Raw genomic sequence first — 16,481 nt, forward strand, 5'->3', positions numbered from 1 at the left:
TCGACAAAGATCGGCAAACCGAGCCGGTCCGAGCTAGCGCTCACCGGCATGTGCGTATGCCGGCCGAGTCGGCACTTCATGACGCCGCGTAGCGCGGGGATCGCGGCATGAGCGGACGGGCAGCGACTGGTCGCCCCAGTCGGTGATATGGAGCGCTTGCCAGGCATGCTGATGTGATGCCGATGCAGCGGTACCTCGTTCTTCACGACTACGGGATGGGCGGCCTGTGGTGGTGGATTCGCGCTAGGTCGGTCCGCGAGGTGCAGGAAACCTTCGCCGCGGTCGAGGTCGTCGACGACCCCGCCACCGTCGCGCGAGCCGAGGGCTGGCAGCTCGACGAGGTAAACATCGGTGCGGCGATTCTTCCCGCTGGTCTGGACGAGCTACGCGCCGAGCGCGACCGGCAGCGCGCGCTGCCTGGTTTCGGTGCGCTCGCCGACAGGCAGGTCCTGTTCCTGCGTCAGGTGTGGGACGGCGACGAGCCGGCGACGTACCTGATGGAGATCGGGCCTGACGGTCGCCGTATCCGGCAGGTGGAGATAGCCGAGGACCACACCGGGATCAAGACCGACGCGGAGGACTGGCTCTTCAATCCGCCGCAAGTAGATCTCTTCGACCCGCAGCTGCCGGACCAGGAGATCGATCGCAAGGAGTTCGAACGGGCGTGGGCGGCCGCACGGTGGGAAGACGATCGGTAGTCGCCATCGATGACGGCCCGCAGCAGCGACGTAGCCCGATCAGCGGCAGATCCGGATGCCGTCGCCCAGAGATCTCGGACGTCGTCCGACACGAGGTCGATGGCCGTCACTCAACAGGCAGAGCACCGGCGTTCGACGGAGGTTGAGGGTTCGAGACCCCCGGCCACCCGGCGCCTCAGGGCTGCCGGCCGACATGGCGGCAGCAGCGGGTGGCTGGCGCCGGCGATGGTGTGGCAACGGTCCGGCTACCCGGCTGCGGCCGGTGCCCGTGCGGCCGTGTTCTCGGCTGCCGCGGCTCTACGTTCGACCAGCAGGAATAGCGCCACGAGGCTGATTAGCCCCCCGGCTACGCAGGTGAGGAACGTGCCGGTTGCGTGGGCCGCGAAGGTTTGGCCGGTGGGCGCCCACTGATCGCCGGACAGGATGGTGGGCATGCTGAGGAAACCGGTGCCGACCATGCCGCCGGCACCGAGCCACGTCGCGATCAGGGGCAGCGTGAACCGCCGCTCCTTGCCCCATCTGTGGACGAGCACGAGTACGCCCAGGACAGCGCACAAGATCTGCATCGCCGCCACTACGTCGCCGAGTCGCAGCCAGACGTCCCGCGGCCCGGGGTGCAGCCCGACGGTAGCGCCGAACGCCCAGGACAGCCGCAGGCCGGCCAGGCCGGCGGCCAATACTGCGGCTGCCCACGCCAACGGAACCTGCGCCAGGTGCGTTGAACCCGCCGGCACCTGCCCCAGGGTGCCCAGCAGTGCAGTGCGGAACCGGGCCCACGCGTAGACCGGGAAGGCGACCGCGAGTCCGGCGCCCAGCACGATGAAGCTGCCGTAGACGATGACGAAGGTCCACGGCTCGAGTGTCGGTTCAGTGCCATCTGCAGCCGTGGCCGGGGGTGCCCACCAACCGGCAGCCACGAATACCGCAGCAGCCGGCATGAGGACGATGAACGGAGCGAGCAGCCCGGCGCCGACCCACATCGGCACAGCGATCAGCCAAAGTGGGATACGCATTCCCCAGGAACGTACGGTGGCCAGCGCCACGATCGCCCCCACGATGCCGAGGCCGGCGGTACTGATGTTGCCGGCCATCCAGTCAGCACGGGGGATCCCGTGCATCTCCCTGATGCCGACCGAACTTCCGGCGATCCAGGCAACCTTCAGCAACGTGTAGGTCAACGCCGCACCGAACGCCGCATTACCAGCGATTCGTCCCGCCTTCACCGCACCCCCCGGATGGTCGACGCTGCGGATCCGCAGACTTCAGTGATTGCGATAAGCATTGCTGGGCAACAGTGTGAGAGCGCTGAGTGAGACTGAGACCGATTACGGCCGAGGACAATCGCCGTCCCGGGCCGAAACTTGTCAAGGCCGGTGGGACCAGTGGGTGTTACGCCGCTGGCGGGACGCGACCGGTGGCGACGGGCGATCATCGGGCCAGCGTGCGCCGGCGCCAGTAGTTGGCCGCGACCGCGAGAACGAGCGGCCCCCACGCCAGCAGCGGGACGTAGAGTGACACGATCCCCGGCCCGGGCGGGGTCCGCTCGACATCGTGCTGCCCGACCAACACCGGTCCCCGATCGACAAAGTGAAAAGTCATGTTGAGCACGGCGTACAGGCACAGTCCGATGACCAACGAAGCCCCGACCAGTGCGGGGACCGCGGCCGCCCGGGCTGGAATGGTCCGACCACCGACGCCGGGCACCCAGCCGGGGATTCGCTCACCCCAGTGGTGGACGAGGCCGAGGGTGAGCAGCGCGAGCCCCATGGACAGGCCGGAGAGCAGGAGGAGGTACCAGCCCCCGTTCGCCATGCTGACCCTGCCGTCAATTGCGGCGGTAGCGCGCCAGATCGTCGATGGCAACACGCAGAGCGGCACGGCATAGGCCGCCCACACCGCCCAGCGCGGCGCGGCCGTCGAGTCCCGACTTGTCGTTGACTTCTGCATGGCTCTCCCTCGTTCTGGGCCTGAAGCCATGCTCGTAGACCGGACCTGACCCGGAATCCACCACGGGAGCTAACACCGTCCCCCGGCGGAGGGAGAACGAGCCGCGCTTCTGGGTCAGCCCCGCGCACTTCGCAGCGTGACCGGTCCTCAGCGAGTCGTGGTATGCGTCGACGATCCGGGCCACGCGTCGCGCGTGCATGCCGGCCGGGCGCGGGAGAGCTGGTCGCCTGCCGGTACGCCGACGTTACGTTCATCGACCAGGGCGCCAACTTCGAGGCAATCGGCTGCCCGGTCTGCACGGCTCCGCTGGATGCCGACTGGTGGCAGGAGCGCATGGACGATGCCTATGCCACTCGCTTTGCAACATTGGCCACGGTGACACCGTGCTGCAGCGCCACCGTCTCGCTCAACGACCTGGAGTACTACTGGCCAGCCGCCTTTGCGCGATCCGAACTTCAGGTTCGCGAGCCAGGCCGCGGCTGGTTGTCGCCCGACGAGGCAGCGCAAGTGTCAACCGTGCTCGGCATCACGGTTCGCCAGGTCTTCGGTCACTACTGACGGAGCACCGCAGGCAACGCCGCCCGCTCGGCGGCAGATCAGTGCACGTGACCTTGGTCGACGCCGGACCGGAGTGTCGACCAGAGCAGGGTGGACCCGACCTGACGCGGCATTAGGTCACCTCGGACAGTCTCTGGTAGCTATCCGCCCGCCCCACTCTTGACCGGGGCGCCGTCTGAGTGCTGATCTGTGGAGTCCGGCACGCGGACGCCCGCGACGAGACGGCGTACGACCTCGGGATCACCGGTGATGACGGCGCCGGCAGCTACGAGCCCGGCCAAATCGTCGCCGCCGAAGGCGGCGAGGAGGGCATCCGTCGTGGTGATCAGGACGGCGTGCGGCTCTTCGGGCGGCTCGTGGGTGACCTCGGCGCCGGCCGGCGTGAGGCGGACGCCGAACACTCCGGCAGGACCGTGGTCGCGTAGTTCGATCCGGAGCTTCGCCTCGGGCCGCTCCGTCGGCACGAAGTAGGTGCGGATGGTCAGCATGGCGCTGTCCGCACTCACGAACAGCTGTTCCGCGGTCGGCGGGGCGGCCAGCGCCCATGTGCCCAGCGCGACGACGATCGGTTCGAGGCCGCGACCCCACGCGGTCAGCTCGTAGACCCTCACATTGCCCGGCGGAGGCAGCTGCCGACGGCGTACGACGCCCGCGTCGGCCAGCTCGCGCAGCCGGTCGGACAGCGCGTTCGGGCTGGCGGTCGGGAGCGCCTGCTGGAGGTCGGTGAACCGTTTCGGCCCGAGCAGCAGCTCGCGCACCACGAGCAGCGACCACCGCTCTCCCACGATGTCGAGGCCGCGCGCGACACCGCATGCCTGCCGATAACCCCGCTGAGTCGGCACCGAAAACCTCCCTACGCCTTGTCCGGAACCGCGCCGCCCGTTCGTCACACTGGCGAGTTCCAGAATCTCATACTTGCTCGATCCTAGCAGTCACTATTAGCCTCATAGCTCACGACCTGAGGAGGAACCCGTGACCACACCACAAGCGCCCCCGCACACCGACCGCGAGACCTGGCAGAAGCAACTCGACGAGCTGCGGCTCCGCGAGAAGGCGCACACCCGTGAGGGCGACGCCATCGCCGCGGCCCGCCGGCGGCTGCCGATGGTCGAGGTCGACCCGACCACCCGTCTGGTCGGTGCCGACGGCTCGGTGCCCCTGCTCGACGTCTTCGAGGGGAGGACCCAGCTGTTCGCGTCGTACCACATGTGGCACACGGGCAGGCCGGCCGCCGACCAGTGCGAGGGCTGCACGTTCTTCACCGGCCAGGTGCTCGAGCTGTCCTACCTGCACTCGCGCGACGTCACGTTTGCGGTCTTCTGTCAGGGGCCGTTCGAGGAGAGCTCGCGCTACCGCGACTTCATGGGCTGGCAGGCGCCCTGGTACTCGGTGCCCGCGGAGTCGCTCGACTCCCTCGTCGCTGGGCGCGCGTTCGGGATGAAGGCGTGCTACCTGCGCCAGGGCGAACGGGTGTTCGAGACCTACTGGACCACCGGGCGGGGCGTCGAGGCGATGGCGCCGTCCTACGGCCTGGTCGACATGACCGTCTACGGTCGTCAGGAGGACTGGGAGGACTCGCCGGAAGGTTGGCCGCAGGGCTTCCGGACCGACGGCGACCAGTTCCGGCTCGACGGGCGGCCCACCTCGCAGTGGTCGCGCCTCGCCGCTGGCCGTGACGACGACCTGGGCGCCACCGGACCCGCCGGCAGCGCGCACCATTGCTGCCACTGAGGTTTGGCGCCTGCCGAGTGCTCCGCCACCGTTCGTGGGGCCAATGATCGACATTTCCTCCCTTCGATGGCTGTTGACGGTGGCGTTCGGAGGGGCAGCCGCCTTTCACCTGCTCCGGTGCCTTCGCCCACCCGCTGCGTGGCTCTGTCCGGTGGCGGAGCATCGACTCTCCGAGATGTTGCATCTGGTCATGGGCCTATCGATGATCGCGATGATCTGGCTGTGGGGCGCGGCGGTCCCGGCACTTGCCTGGATTGCCGTTTCCATGATGTCGACGGGGTGGTTCGTGGTGCGGGTGGTGCGGACGTCGCGACGTCGTGCGGTCCCGGTGTTCTTCGCCACCGCGACGGGAACCATGGTGTGGAGGGTGCCTCGGCACCGGGGGACGCCTCCGCCGTCGGTCACAGTGGTACGGACATGGCCGAGATGGCTCATGCGCCGGTCGGGTGTGCCGGATGGGCCAGTGCGTTGCTCGGCGGCTACCTGGTACTCGCCGCATTCTGGTGGGTTGGCCGCGGGATGCGCATCGGTGGACTGTCCACGGCGACGACGGACGCGGTGGCGTGTCCGCTGGACTGGTCGGCACTGTGCCACGGCGTGATGAGCGCGGGTATGGGCATCGCCCTGCTCGCGATGGCGTAACGATGGGCGCCAGGCGGGATGCTCGTCGCCGGGTGAACTTCGGTTGAGATCAACAGGAAGGTTTAGAAATGACGGTGGCAGTCGACGCCGAGATCACCGCGTTGATGCAGTGCCTCCAGAGGCAGCGAAACCACGTGCTGGGTGCCGTGGAAGGGCTGAGCGATGAGGCGCTGCGGCGCCCCGTGCTGCCCTCGGGGTGGAGCTGCCTGGGGATGGTGCAGCACCTCGCGCTGTCGGTGGAGCGTTTGTGGTTCCGCGCTGTTGTGGCCGGCGACCCGGAGGTCATCGACCTGGTCGGCAGCCAAGACAGCCCATGGCAGGTAGCTCCGGGACTACCCGCCGGCGATGTCCTTGACTGCTATCGCCATGAGGCTTCCTTGGCGGATGCCGTCATCGCCGCCTCATCTGCCGATGCCGACTTGGCCTGGTGGCCCTTTCCCGAGGGTGAATGGCGCCTGCACAATCTCCGGGATGTCCTGCTCCATGTGATCACTGAGACCGCCTGCCACGCCGGACACCTCGACGCGGTTCGCGAGCTCATCGACGGGCAACAGTGGCTGGTGAACACCTAACCAGTAGCCCTGGCTCCGTGCGTCGACTCCCGTGCGGCCACCCTGGTTGCGCCAATCCGATCCCCCATGTCAGACCTGGCGACCACTGTGACGGCCAACCGGATCTGCCGCGATCAGCGCGCGGAGGTGTCGCAGATCAGTTGGCGGACGAGTGTCGGGCATCAGTCGACGGAGGACACACCGGCTGTCGGCGATGCCGGGCTCCACTTGATCCGTTACACATCGACTTCACTTGAAGGGTGACAGTTGGCCGACTCTCTCCGGGCTCGACTGTCACGGTGCGTAACTGGCGTGTCGCCTATCGCTGAGGCATGCCGATCCTCGACGCCGGTCAAGACGCGCGATCAGCGGCAGATCCGGATACTGAGTCGCCGCAGCAGGGACAGATGATCCGTCTGGCGGGCGGAGGGCCTCATGGGCGCGATGCCGGATAGCTGTCTGACGTGGTGAACCATGGTCTTCACTCGGCAGGTTCCCGACGCTTCGGGCGGCTATCGCTGTCACTTGGGCGACGCGCGACTTGCGGCGATGCCGTGCCATACTGCGGCGCGTGCACGTGACCGGGGAAGTGCAGATGACGTACGGCCTGCTGCGGCGGATGAGCCAAGACGCACAGGGCCGCTGGCAACGCGTCATGCGGGCGCTCCTGCTCGCCCTCACGGCGCTGGCTGTGCTGCTGGCCACGCTGCTCGCGACACTGACCGGGTTCAACGGCCGGCTGCTCTATCTAGTGCTGCTGTTGTGCGCCGCGTTCGCCGTGACAGAACTCCTTCCGGCACTGGGTTGGTTGTTGCAGCGCCGCCTCTTCGTCGAGCCGTTCCGGTACGAGGTGAGCACGTCGGGCGTCGACATCCAGACCGCGAGCAGCCGGACCCAGATCGACTGGTCCGGCATCACCCGGATTCGGCGGCGACGCCACACCTGGCTGCTGAAGTACGGCATGAGCCAGATCCCGGTGCCGCGGGCGGCGTTCTCGCCTGAGGATCAACGGATCGTGGACGACTTCATCGTCAGGCGCCCCGAGTTCGCCGGTGACCGTCCCCGACGCGACCAGCCCGAGAAGCGCGGGCCGGGTGCCTCGGCCGGCTCTCAGCCGCAGGTGCTGGAACGGTAAGGTCACGGAGTCCAAGTGATTGGTTCGGGAGCCCCTGCCGGCGTATATTCCACCGCAGTCGGCTTTCCGTCCTTGGGTACCTTGAACTCAAGCCAACCACGAACGCAGGTCCCGACCTTGATTTCCTTCCGGTCGGGATACTCGGGCTTCATGCCGTTGCCGCCAGCGTGGCCAGTGCTCTTGAATGAAGCGTCCCCGAATTTCAATACCCAGTTTGAGGTGCCAATCGAGACAGCGGAGTATCCCTTGGGCAGTTTTTTGAGGCAGTATTTGAGGTCGATCGCGCCATAGACATAGGCACTGTCTGATGGTTTTCCGAATTGCGTGGCGTTGTGCTTGTAACCGTAGAACGTGATGGTCGAGGTGTTCTCGTCGAAGGGAATCGCTTCGCCAAGCTTGTTCCCTGCGGGTGCCGAGGGCGGCGGGGTCGATGGGACCGCGCTGGCGCTTTGGCTCGGAGCGCTCGCCGCACCGGACTCGGTGGCTTCTCCGCATCCCGCCACTGTCATGGCCACCGCGACCGCGATAGACGGGATCATGGTCTGCCTCAAGTGCACCCTCTTGCTCCTATGCTCAGCTTGACGATCTATGTACTGCCGATCGGCCGCGCCTCGACGCCCAGCCAAGGACGACCTTCGGGGACATCTACCGACGGCCGGGAGGGCCGGCGGATTGCGGCTAGCTAGGGAAGCTAACCCATCGACTATCTTCCCTAGGGGTCGAGGCAGGCCGTCAGGGTCTTGCGAGGCGGACCAGGAAGACCGTGGCGGCGATGAGGATTAACAGGGTCGGCCGCGTATGTCGCATGCACAACCTCGCCCATGCTGGTCAAAGGCGGAGGGCCCGGAAGTAAACAAGTTGTCCGCAATAGGTTGATTGTGTCACTGCCGGTATCGACGAAGCATCCGCTCATCGGCAAAGCAGGGCGTTCCCATCAGCGCGGGCCGGAGACAGGCGGTGACGCGTTGCCCACGGTCGGCGCGCACGACCGGCGGCATGTCAGTGCGTTCAGCCGAGGGTGGGTCGCCCCTCGGCGATCTGTTCTTCCACCGGCCGACCGGACCAGGCCAGCCATGGATCCGCGCCGAACTTGGGCACGACCACAGGTCCGTTGCCTACCAACGAATCGTGTATGTCGCCTGACTCGATGAAGGCGCGGGACTGGTAGCCCACGGACCATGCGGGCTCGTGCTCCCACGCACCGATGATCACCCATTCACCGGTGCGAACCTTGTCAATGCGGTCAGCAAGGAAGGCAAATGCGACCTCGCGAGCCTCTTCATCGGTCGTGCTCGTGTCCCTAATCAGCCTTGATTGGTGCGGCCGACCTGGCGGCCCGCTCGATCTTCGCGCAGTAGGCTGCACGGGCTTCCTCGTCGATCTGCTTCTCGTGTTCGGCGCGCAACCCGGTCCGGCCGTCGAGGCCCTCGCGCAGGATATCGGCGTGCCCGGCATGCCGGATGGACTCGCCGAGGACATGGACCATGATGGCGAACAGGTTCGTGTCGGCATAAGGCTCCGGCCACCACGGCACGTGGCCGGGGGCGTCGAGGGGAAGCTCGTTGATCGTTACGTCCGAGTGTTCCCACGTGCGCCGGTAGAACCCGATGATCTGATCGCGGGTCTCATCCTCAGTCGCCCACAGATCGCTGCCGTTGGAGTCCTGCCACCGGGGCAGCGGTTCCGGGGAAGGGCGGTCGAAGACCTCGCCGAAGTACCTGGCCTCGACGGTGGCCACGTGTTTGACCAGGCCGAGGAGATTGGTCCCGGTCGCTGTCAAAGGTCGGCGGGCGTCGTATTCGGACAAGCCGTCGAGTTTCCAGAGCAGCGCCTTGCGGTCCCGCCGCAGTCGCCCGTGCAGGTTGGCTTTCGCGAAATCATCGATCATGCGGCATGAGCCTGCCATGGGCTGCTCGTGGTCTCAAGATCCCGTATGTGGTCCGCAACGACCGGCAGAGCCGAGGCCTGGCCATGGCCGCCGCCCTGACCTGCTACAAGAAGCTCGCGAAACTTGCCACGTGAGACAACCTCTAACGCTGAGACGACATGCAGGACCGAGCCAACGCGCTGCCATCGGCACGTCCGGACGGCAACCAGGCCAGCTCGGCGTGACGCCCCGTAGCACTCGGATCGCGGCAGATCCGGATACCGGCCGCCTTCCCGGCGGTGAGTGAGATGCCGGCCGAAGGCGGTGGCTACGGTGATGACGTGGACGAAGGATGGGAAGCGCGGATGGCGGCCCGCGCTCGCGGTCGGGCAAACGAGCGGATCGCCCGGAGGGACCAGTCACTCGAGCGCGACCGTCCCGGGCATGCCGGCCACCACCTGCACCGGACGCCGCTTGGCACGGAGTGCTCATGCGGCAGCGATTTCCAAGAGGCGTGCTACGTCGGAAAGGGCGAAGACCAGGCGTGGTGGGCGCGCCAGCGATGCGCGGAGTGTGATCGGCAGGGCATCCTGCTTGAGGGTGCGGCGCCCTGACATCGGCTGAGTCAGGTGTTCGCCCGCGCGGCCCCTCGTGACGCAGGTGACGCTCGTTCGGCGGCATGAGCGCACATCCAGTAGCTCGATACCATGCGCATGTGTTGGGGTTGCGTCAGCCGCCGACGGGTTTGAGCAGACGGGCCCGCTCGTTCGTCAGCGTTCACGGAGTTTGGCTCGACGTACCGCCGGTGAGTCAGTTTCGAGGCGCGTGGCAGGAGGCGCGGATTCCTGACGAGGTCATCAACCGAGCCGAGGCGTATCGGGCCCAGTGGGGTGGCCTTGTCCTGCCGTCCGCGCCGGGCATGCCCGAGGACGCCGCGGGCCCGCGGATGCTCAGCGTGGACACGCCGGAGTGGGAAGACACGTTTGCTCCCCAGGGGTGGTTTTTCGAGGCCGGGCCGCAACGCACCGCTGTGCCGTATGCATTCCTGATCGGTCCGGACGGCACGTTCGGTATCGCCGGTGGCGACGATGGGCAGTGGGTACCGTTGCATCGCAGCATCGACGGCTGGGTTGAAGCCCTGGCTCTGGCGTATGCGGCGATGGACGTCGCGGACACGGTCACCAGGCTGACCGGTTCGGCTGTCGACCAGCTCGACCTGACCGCCATGCAACCGGTCGCAGAGGTTGGTGGCATCACGAACGGCTGGTGGTACCGGCCGGGCCTGCTCGCTGCCGTTTACTCGGGTGAGTCGGAGCTGTTCGCGCGGCCGGCCTACCGCACCGCCTACCTGTACGCCGGCGACATCGATGAGCAGTGGTTGTAACGCCGCTACCACGTCGGCACATGGGTGGGGATCGGGTGAGCACCATCAGCGGCAGATGCGGATACCACGTAGGCCTGTTGTGACGGTGATTTGCTACGAATGGCTGACGGCGGCAACGGTGGGTGCCTGCGGCGGCGGGGTTACACCAGTGGGCGGACAACGGCCCGGGCCAACGCCTCGGCGGCTGCGCGTGGGGCGGCGGCTGCGGCCGGTCCTTGGGAGTAGTAGCGCAGGAACGCCTCGTGGAAGCATGCGCCGATCAGTAAGGACGCGGTTGCGTCTGGGTCTGCGTCGGGGTTGATGCGTTCGATGGCCTGCTCGGCCCGAAGGTAATTGGCGAAGATGGCGACCGCCTTGTCAGGGCCACCGCCGTGCCGGTTCATCGCCACCCGGTGCGCTGCCATGCGCTGCGGGTCGGCGAGGAGCGCGCCCAGCATGGGAATCGATTGCTGGTAGAAGTCCAAGACTGCGTGCGCGAGTTCGGCGAGGTTGTCCTCGACGTCGCCCTCGCCTGGCCGGACCGAGATCCGGGACAGGCCGGGCAGTCTCTCCTGCAGGACGGCGAGTAGCAGTCGCTCCTTGTCGTCGAAGTACTTGTAGAGCGTGGGCTCCGAGACCTTCGACGCCTGCGCGATCTCCTTCGTCGTGGCCAGCGCAACTCCGCGTGTCCGCAGAATCTGCTCGGCCGCGTCGAGGATCCGTTCCCGCGTGCTCATGTCGCCCTCGTCCCATCGGTTGACAGGTTAGTGATTACTAGCCCAGTATGGGGGTTAGTAATCACTAACCCCTTGCTTTGGAGGGCATGCATGCGCCTCACCGTCTTCGGCGCCACCGGCGGCACCGGGCAACACGTCGTGCTTCAGGCGCTCACCGCCGGGCATCACGTCACCGCTGTTGTGCGCGACCCGGCCCGTCTGCCTCAGATTGACCACCCGCGACTCGAGCCGGTGATCGCCGACGCCATGAACCCCGACGCGATCCGGCCAGCCGTGACCGGCCAGGACGCGGTCGTGTCAGCGCTGGGCCCGCACACCAGGACGGACGCCTCGGTGTGCGCCGACGGCGCCTCAGCGATCATCACCGCGATGCGCGCCGAGGGCACCCGGCGCCTGATCGTCGTCACCGCGAGCGGACACATCGTCGACGCCGGCGACGGCCCGTTCACCCGCACCGTGGTCAAGCCAATGCTGCGGCGCTACCTCCGGGAGGGATTCGCCGACTTCGCCCGCACCGAGCAGGCCGTCCGCGACAGCGACCTGGACTGGACGATCATGCGACCGCCGCGGCTCACCGACGGCAAGCACCGCCCCTATCGCACCGCCATCGACCGCAACGTCCGCGGCGGCATCACCATCGCCCGCGTCGATCTCGCCCACGCCATCCTCGCCGCACTGGACACCCCGACCACGGCCGGCCACACCATCTCGCTGGGCTACTGACCATGAAGAAGCGAATCATCATCGCCGCGTGCCTGCTGCTCGTCGCCGTACTCGGCGCCGCAGGCACCGTCGGATACCTCACCTTCGTCCGGCCGCCCGCCAACCCACCAGCCGAAGCCTGCGCCGACGGCCGCAAGCCAGAGGCTCGTCCCACCGTCGTCGCGGCCGGCTCCAGCTCAACCCAGGGCACGCTCGGCGCCGACTGGGTGGGCGCACTTCGCGAACGGCCCGAATACCGCGAGTACGAGTTCGTCAACGCCGGCAGAAACGGCAACACCAGCGCCGACCTACGCCAGCGGGTCGATACCGACATCATCGCGTGCCGCCCCATCGCGGTCATGATCCTGATCGGCGGCAACGACGTACGCGATGGCGTGCCGCTGGATCAGTACCGGGACAACCTCGGCGCGATCGTCGACCGTGTCAAGTCCCGCACCACCGCCCGGATCGCGCTGCTGTCCCTGCCGCCGCTCGGCGAGGATTTAGACGCCGACCTCAACCAGAAACTCACCGCATACAACACCGTGATCAAAGAGACCGCGACCCGCTACCAGGTCGATTACCTGCCCGTACACGAGCAGCTAACCGACCTCCTCCGGCAGCGCGGCGGCGACCCCGCACCATACGACTTCAGCTTCCTGCTGTCCTTCGGCGCAGCGACCCAGCACTACCTGTTCGGCCAAAGCTGGGACGAGGTCGCCCGCAACGGCGGACGCGAACTGCACGTCGACCACATCCACCTCAACGACCGAGGCGGCGCAATCATCACCGAACTCACTGCTCAATGGCTGACCAACTAAGAACCGAAGAGGATCCATGTACGGTGCATGCCGAGGTAGACGTCCCATCCTCGCGAGCCCATCACCGTCGGCCAGGCGTCAACACCCGCACACCGAGCCAGCCAACAATCTCAAGATCACGTGCACGCTCATCGGCAGATCCGGATACTCGATCACCCGCCCGCTGAGGCCTACGAGCCCAACCCATCCAGCGCCACTCCTGCCCGACCGGGGTCAGCCCGGTCCGGTTTCTGAGCCGCGAATGCCTGCTCAAGCGTCCCCCACTCGAACTTCTGGATCACCTCAGCTTCACCCGTGGTGATCGGAACCAACCACGTGAAGACCACCGGCTCGGGTTCGGTGTGGCAGACGGCAAGGACTCCGGCAAGTATCTCGGGCCGATCGCCACGATGGCTGTGGTCTGGCCGCCCGGGAAGAGAGACCCGCGCGGACCAATCAGCTGCCATGCGACAGGCCGGCCCCGCGGCGCACCGTCTCACCGGCCACCTGAAACAACAGCGCGGCCGCCCAGGCCGGATAGTCATCGGTTGGAACGTGCATCACCAACTCTTGGTGCAAGCTCCCCCTTGGAGGGCGCATGCGCCGCATGATCACGCAGGCTCTGCTGACGGGAAGGCAGGCGTGAGTGTACGCGGCCGACCCATGTTCACTGCGGGTGGAGCTGGGTGCCAACGCCTGGCCGGGACGTGCGCTGACCAGCGTCGAGCCGCCCGTTCGGGTTCTTGGCGACATGCCAAGTTATGCCGCGAAGGCGGTGCCGGTTGCGGTAAGTGTGGAGGAGGAGGTGTCCGATGACGCTGCCGTACGCGACCTTGCCGGGCGACCTCGACCACCTGATCGCCGACGAGCACGTGGTGGCGAACCGCCTCTTCGAGCACCTCGAGGCCGGACGCGGTGACCGGCGCATGCTGGTCGACCAGGTGAGTTACGGCCGCGCCCTGCACGCCCACGCCGAGGAGGAGGTGTTGTATCCGGCGCTGGCCGAGATCGGCGCCGCCGCGGACGCCGAGGAGGGGCTGGACGAGCACCAGGCCCTCAAGAGGCTGCTCGTCCTGCTTGACCATGCGGATCCCGGCAGCCACAAATTCGAGCGGGCGCTGAACAAGCTGATTGGCGGTATCCGGCACCATATCGAGAAGGAGGAACGGGAGTTCCTGCCGGCGCTGCGCCAGGCGGTGGGCGCGGAGGAGATGGGTCGGCTCGGCGAGCGGTACCTCGCCGCCAAGCGGTCGGCTCCGGCCCGCTCGCATCCCACCGTCCCGCCCACCGGACGCCGTCGCAGGCTCATGCACGTGGCCGCCGGGTTCATGGACAAGGTCCGCGACCGGGTATCCGGCCGCAGCAACGTCCTGTCGACCGACGCCTCCTGGCTGCTCGACACCCAGGCGCAGCGGATCCTCGACACCTGGTCCCGACTGGTACTGGCCCCGTACGAGCTCCTCACCCTCGAGCAGGCCCGCCAGCAGCCGAGCCTCGCCGACGCGGCGATGGAGATCCTGCAGCAGGACGGGCGGCCGACAGACCCCGAGGAGGTCGGATCGGCAGCGGACTTCACCGTGCCCGGCCCGGGTGGTGATCTGGTCGTACGCGTCTACAAGCCGCTCGGCCAGACCTCCGATCCGGTGCCCGTCGTGATGTGGGTGCACGGTGGCGGTTGGATCCTGTTCACGAACGACGACTATGACGCGTCCTGCCGCGCCCTGGTCAACCGGACGGGCGCGATCGTGGTGTCGCCGGAGTATCGCAAGGCTCCCGAGCACGTGTTCCCGGCCGCCCACGAGGACGTGCTGACCACCTACCGGTGGCTCCGGACCAACGCCGCCGGGCTCGGCGGCGATCCGTCACGCATCGCTATCGGTGGCGAGGGCGTCGGGGCGAACATGGCGGCTGCGACCTGCAGCCAGCTCAAGCAGGCAGGTGAGCCACTGCCCGTGGCGCAGGTGCTCGTCTGCCCGCTGACCACCACCGCCCAGTACGGCGCGTCCATGCGGGACGCCGCAGACGCCAGGCCGCTGAATCGTCCACTGCTGTCCTGGATGATGATGCACGCCTTCCGTGGCGTGACCGACAGCCTGAAAGACCCCAGGGTCGATCTGCTCCCGCTCTCCGCGCAGGGCCTCGCCGGTCTGCCGCCGACACTGATCGTCACCACCGACCGCGACGTGCTGCAGAGCCAGGGCGACGAGTGGTGCGCCCGCTTGGAGGCCGCCAGCGTGCGGACCACGTCGGTCCGTTACGGGGGAGTGATGCACGACTTCTTCGGCCTTGCCGCGGTGCTGGACAAGGCCGCGCACGCCCAAGAGGAGGTCGCCCTGCACCTGCGCCAGGCGTTCGGGGAGGCCCCGGCCGCACATCCGCTGGATGGTGCGCCAATGCGAAGGCCCAAGGTCATCGGGTGACGCTGGCTGCCATGTCGCGGATCGTCCAGCTGCTGGCCTCGCCCGTACATCGGTATGTGGCCCGGCCCTCGGACGAACCGGCGCCGGCGACGTCGGGCGAACTGGCCGAGGGAGGTCCGGATCCGGCGGGCCTGGGCATCGTCGGCGACCGGTACTTCGGCAAGCAGGCGCATCGCGACGCGAGCGTGATCGCGCAGGAGTCCTTGCCGCTCGGCGTCGATCTGGTGAGGAGGCAGAATTCGTTGCCTTCCGGGCCAGGTCCCGGGTGGCGGTCCAGCCGGACCTCGCGTGGCCGGCCATCGACGATTTTCGGCGGTTCGTCGGGACCCCGCCCGTCGAGCGCGAGCCTTAAACCGCCTTTGGCCGGCGCGCGGGTCCGGCGGCGGTAGCGCGCGGCGGATGGCCAGGACGATCGCGGCCAAGGCGGCGGCGGTGGCTGAGCCGGCCAGCACGCCGCTCTTGGCGTCGCGTCATCGAGTGCGGTGTTCTCGGCAGAAGCGGATGCACTACACGATTGACGACGGATCGTCGTAACGGAACGTCACGACGCCCCCCCCAAACCGGTCTTGCGGGTTTCGCTGAGTCCGCTGGTCGACTCGCGGACGGTTGAAACGTCGGACGTGCCTCGCTCGTCTCATCGCCCGTCTGCACAACGCTGTGCACGTTGACCCGTACACCGACACGTGCCCTTAACGTGGAAGAGGGGCCGAGGTAGGACGGTGGGCTGGACAGCGATCTGTCCAGCCCACCGTCATCACCGACGCAGCGCGTGCCTGGCGGGGCCCGCAGGTTGTGCCCTACCTCCGCTGCGCGCAGGGCGTCAGGGAGGGCCGGTGACCGCCTGGTGGCGCATCGGTTCCTCGGTGCCCTCTCACTGGTCAGCCTTGCGCCGGCTGTCGTGCTGCGCGGACGGCTGCGGTGGGTCGACCTCGACGAATCCCCAAAGCCGCTCGATGAGTTGCAGGGCTCGCGTGCGGTAACGGTCGGCGAAACCGCGACAGATCGCGGGTTTCACCTGCGGGTACAAATAGTGCGGCAGGGTGTCGTGGCAAACGATGTAGGAGCCTTGCTCGCGGGCCTGCGTGACGAGGGCACGCAGTCGTCCCGGACCGAGGTTCATCCGGTTGCCGGGAGCGAAGATGCAGGTGTCGCACTGCCGCGACATCAGCCGTGACTTCCCGAGGACCGGATCTCCGACGTTGAGTTCCTCCTGCCGGCCGACGTCATCGGTGGAGTGGGGCGCGGGTTCCATGATGTCTTCCTCCTGAAATAGCTCAGGGCGCCGCCGTTGGGCGACGCCCTGTTCGTGGGCATGGCTGGTGACGCTCGC

General features: G+C 67.5%; 20 protein-coding genes and 1 pseudogene. 13 read left to right on the plus strand and 8 right to left on the minus strand.

Annotated features, from left to right (window positions below):
- Nucleotides 1-176 precede the first annotated feature (176 nt).
- Complete coding sequence (locus ABZS42_RS28060) at nt 177-698, plus strand: hypothetical protein (RefSeq protein WP_355150276.1); 522 nt, start codon at nt 177-179, stop codon at nt 696-698.
- Between the two features lie 245 nt (nt 699-943).
- On the opposite strand, the gene ABZS42_RS28065 is transcribed toward ABZS42_RS28060, so the two are convergent.
- Both ABZS42_RS28065 and ABZS42_RS28070 read right to left on the minus strand, forming a co-directional pair.
- A complete protein-coding gene (locus tag ABZS42_RS28065; RefSeq protein ID WP_355150277.1) occupies nt 944-1,921 on the minus strand; it encodes a hypothetical protein in 978 nt (325 codons plus the stop codon).
- Between the two features lie 205 nt (nt 1,922-2,126).
- The gene (locus ABZS42_RS28070) at nt 2,127-2,645 is read right to left on the minus strand and encodes a hypothetical protein (RefSeq protein ID WP_355150278.1); all 519 of its coding nucleotides are present in this window, start codon (nt 2,643-2,645) and stop codon (nt 2,127-2,129) included.
- Nucleotides 2,646-2,807: 162 nt separating this feature from the next.
- On the opposite strand from ABZS42_RS28070, the gene ABZS42_RS28075 reads away from it, so the two are divergent.
- The gene (locus ABZS42_RS28075) at nt 2,808-3,203 is read left to right on the plus strand and encodes a hypothetical protein (RefSeq protein ID WP_355150280.1); all 396 of its coding nucleotides are present in this window, start codon (nt 2,808-2,810) and stop codon (nt 3,201-3,203) included.
- 140 nt (nt 3,204-3,343) lie between these two features.
- Here the strand turns inward: ABZS42_RS28075 and ABZS42_RS28080 are convergent, their stop codons facing one another.
- A complete protein-coding gene (locus ABZS42_RS28080) occupies nt 3,344-4,045 on the minus strand; it encodes a helix-turn-helix domain-containing protein (RefSeq protein ID WP_355150282.1) in 702 nt (233 codons plus the stop codon).
- A 130-nt stretch (nt 4,046-4,175) separates the two neighbouring features.
- Between ABZS42_RS28080 and ABZS42_RS28085 the strand changes: the two genes are divergently transcribed.
- The 5 genes and pseudogenes from ABZS42_RS28085 (at nt 4,176) to ABZS42_RS28105 (ending at nt 7,262) form a co-directional block, all read left to right on the plus strand.
- Nucleotides 4,176-4,934 (plus strand): DUF899 family protein, encoded by a 759-nt coding sequence (locus ABZS42_RS28085; RefSeq protein WP_355150284.1) that lies wholly within the window; start codon nt 4,176-4,178, stop codon nt 4,932-4,934.
- Between the two features lie 43 nt (nt 4,935-4,977).
- Nucleotides 4,978-5,289, plus strand: a pseudogene (locus tag ABZS42_RS28090) (DUF5134 domain-containing protein); the annotation flags it as partial.
- A 62-nt stretch (nt 5,290-5,351) separates the two neighbouring features.
- Entirely contained in the window at nt 5,352-5,576 is a 225-nt protein-coding gene (locus ABZS42_RS28095; RefSeq protein WP_355150352.1) for a hypothetical protein, read from the plus strand.
- Between the two features lie 68 nt (nt 5,577-5,644).
- A complete protein-coding gene (locus tag ABZS42_RS28100; protein ID WP_355150286.1) occupies nt 5,645-6,148 on the plus strand; it encodes a DinB family protein in 504 nt (167 codons plus the stop codon).
- A 550-nt stretch (nt 6,149-6,698) separates the two neighbouring features.
- Nucleotides 6,699-7,262: a YcxB family protein gene (locus tag ABZS42_RS28105; protein ID WP_355150288.1), complete on the plus strand. Its 564-nt coding sequence runs from the start codon at nt 6,699-6,701 to the stop codon at nt 7,260-7,262.
- 2 nt (nt 7,263-7,264) lie between these two features.
- Here ABZS42_RS28105 and ABZS42_RS28110 read toward each other — a convergent pair whose 3' ends face one another.
- The 3 genes from ABZS42_RS28110 to ABZS42_RS28120 all read right to left on the minus strand — a co-directional run bounded on the left by ABZS42_RS28110 (nt 7,265) and on the right by ABZS42_RS28120 (nt 9,150).
- A complete protein-coding gene (locus tag ABZS42_RS28110) occupies nt 7,265-7,819 on the minus strand; it encodes a hypothetical protein (protein WP_355150290.1) in 555 nt (184 codons plus the stop codon).
- 451 nt (nt 7,820-8,270) lie between these two features.
- Complete coding sequence (locus tag ABZS42_RS28115) at nt 8,271-8,627, minus strand: YrhB domain-containing protein (RefSeq protein ID WP_355150292.1); 357 nt, start codon at nt 8,625-8,627, stop codon at nt 8,271-8,273.
- Nucleotides 8,563-9,150 carry a DinB family protein gene (locus ABZS42_RS28120; RefSeq protein ID WP_355150294.1) on the minus strand — a complete coding sequence of 196 codons (588 nt, stop codon included), beginning with the start codon at nt 9,148-9,150 and terminating at the stop codon, nt 8,563-8,565. The genes ABZS42_RS28115 and ABZS42_RS28120 overlap by 65 nt, the downstream gene beginning before the upstream one ends.
- A gap of 5 nt (nt 9,151-9,155) precedes the next feature.
- Here ABZS42_RS28120 and ABZS42_RS28125 point away from each other — a divergent pair, with 5 nt between their 5' ends.
- Together ABZS42_RS28125 and ABZS42_RS28130 are read left to right on the plus strand one after the other, a co-directional pair.
- Nucleotides 9,156-9,284: a hypothetical protein gene (locus ABZS42_RS28125; RefSeq protein WP_281066960.1), complete on the plus strand. Its 129-nt coding sequence runs from the start codon at nt 9,156-9,158 to the stop codon at nt 9,282-9,284.
- Nucleotides 9,285-10,048: 764 nt separating this feature from the next.
- Nucleotides 10,049-10,513, plus strand: a complete 465-nt coding sequence (locus ABZS42_RS28130) for a hypothetical protein (RefSeq protein ID WP_355150296.1) — start codon at nt 10,049-10,051, stop codon at nt 10,511-10,513.
- 140 nt (nt 10,514-10,653) lie between these two features.
- On the opposite strand, the gene ABZS42_RS28135 is transcribed toward ABZS42_RS28130, so the two are convergent.
- Nucleotides 10,654-11,229: a TetR/AcrR family transcriptional regulator gene (locus ABZS42_RS28135; RefSeq protein WP_355150298.1), complete on the minus strand. Its 576-nt coding sequence runs from the start codon at nt 11,227-11,229 to the stop codon at nt 10,654-10,656.
- A 90-nt stretch (nt 11,230-11,319) separates the two neighbouring features.
- Between ABZS42_RS28135 and ABZS42_RS28140 the strand changes: the two genes are divergently transcribed.
- From ABZS42_RS28140 to ABZS42_RS28155, 4 genes are all read left to right on the plus strand, one after another.
- The gene (locus ABZS42_RS28140) at nt 11,320-11,952 is read left to right on the plus strand and encodes an NAD(P)-binding oxidoreductase (RefSeq protein WP_355150300.1); all 633 of its coding nucleotides are present in this window, start codon (nt 11,320-11,322) and stop codon (nt 11,950-11,952) included.
- A gap of 2 nt (nt 11,953-11,954) precedes the next feature.
- Nucleotides 11,955-12,752 (plus strand): SGNH/GDSL hydrolase family protein, encoded by a 798-nt coding sequence (locus ABZS42_RS28145; RefSeq protein WP_355150302.1) that lies wholly within the window; start codon nt 11,955-11,957, stop codon nt 12,750-12,752.
- A gap of 791 nt (nt 12,753-13,543) precedes the next feature.
- The gene (locus ABZS42_RS28150) at nt 13,544-15,151 is read left to right on the plus strand and encodes an alpha/beta hydrolase fold domain-containing protein (protein WP_355150304.1); all 1,608 of its coding nucleotides are present in this window, start codon (nt 13,544-13,546) and stop codon (nt 15,149-15,151) included.
- An 11-nt stretch (nt 15,152-15,162) separates the two neighbouring features.
- On the plus strand, nt 15,163-15,540 hold the full coding sequence (locus tag ABZS42_RS28155; RefSeq protein WP_355150348.1) for a hypothetical protein: 378 nt from the start codon (nt 15,163-15,165) through the stop codon (nt 15,538-15,540).
- A 482-nt stretch (nt 15,541-16,022) separates the two neighbouring features.
- Here the strand turns inward: ABZS42_RS28155 and ABZS42_RS28160 are convergent, their stop codons facing one another.
- Nucleotides 16,023-16,403 (minus strand): hypothetical protein, encoded by a 381-nt coding sequence (locus ABZS42_RS28160; RefSeq protein WP_355150305.1) that lies wholly within the window; start codon nt 16,401-16,403, stop codon nt 16,023-16,025.
- Nucleotides 16,404-16,481: the final 78 nt, after the last annotated feature.

The organism is Micromonospora sp. NPDC005367 (assembly GCF_040606825.1).
GTDB lineage: Bacteria > Actinomycetota > Actinomycetes > Mycobacteriales > Micromonosporaceae > Micromonospora.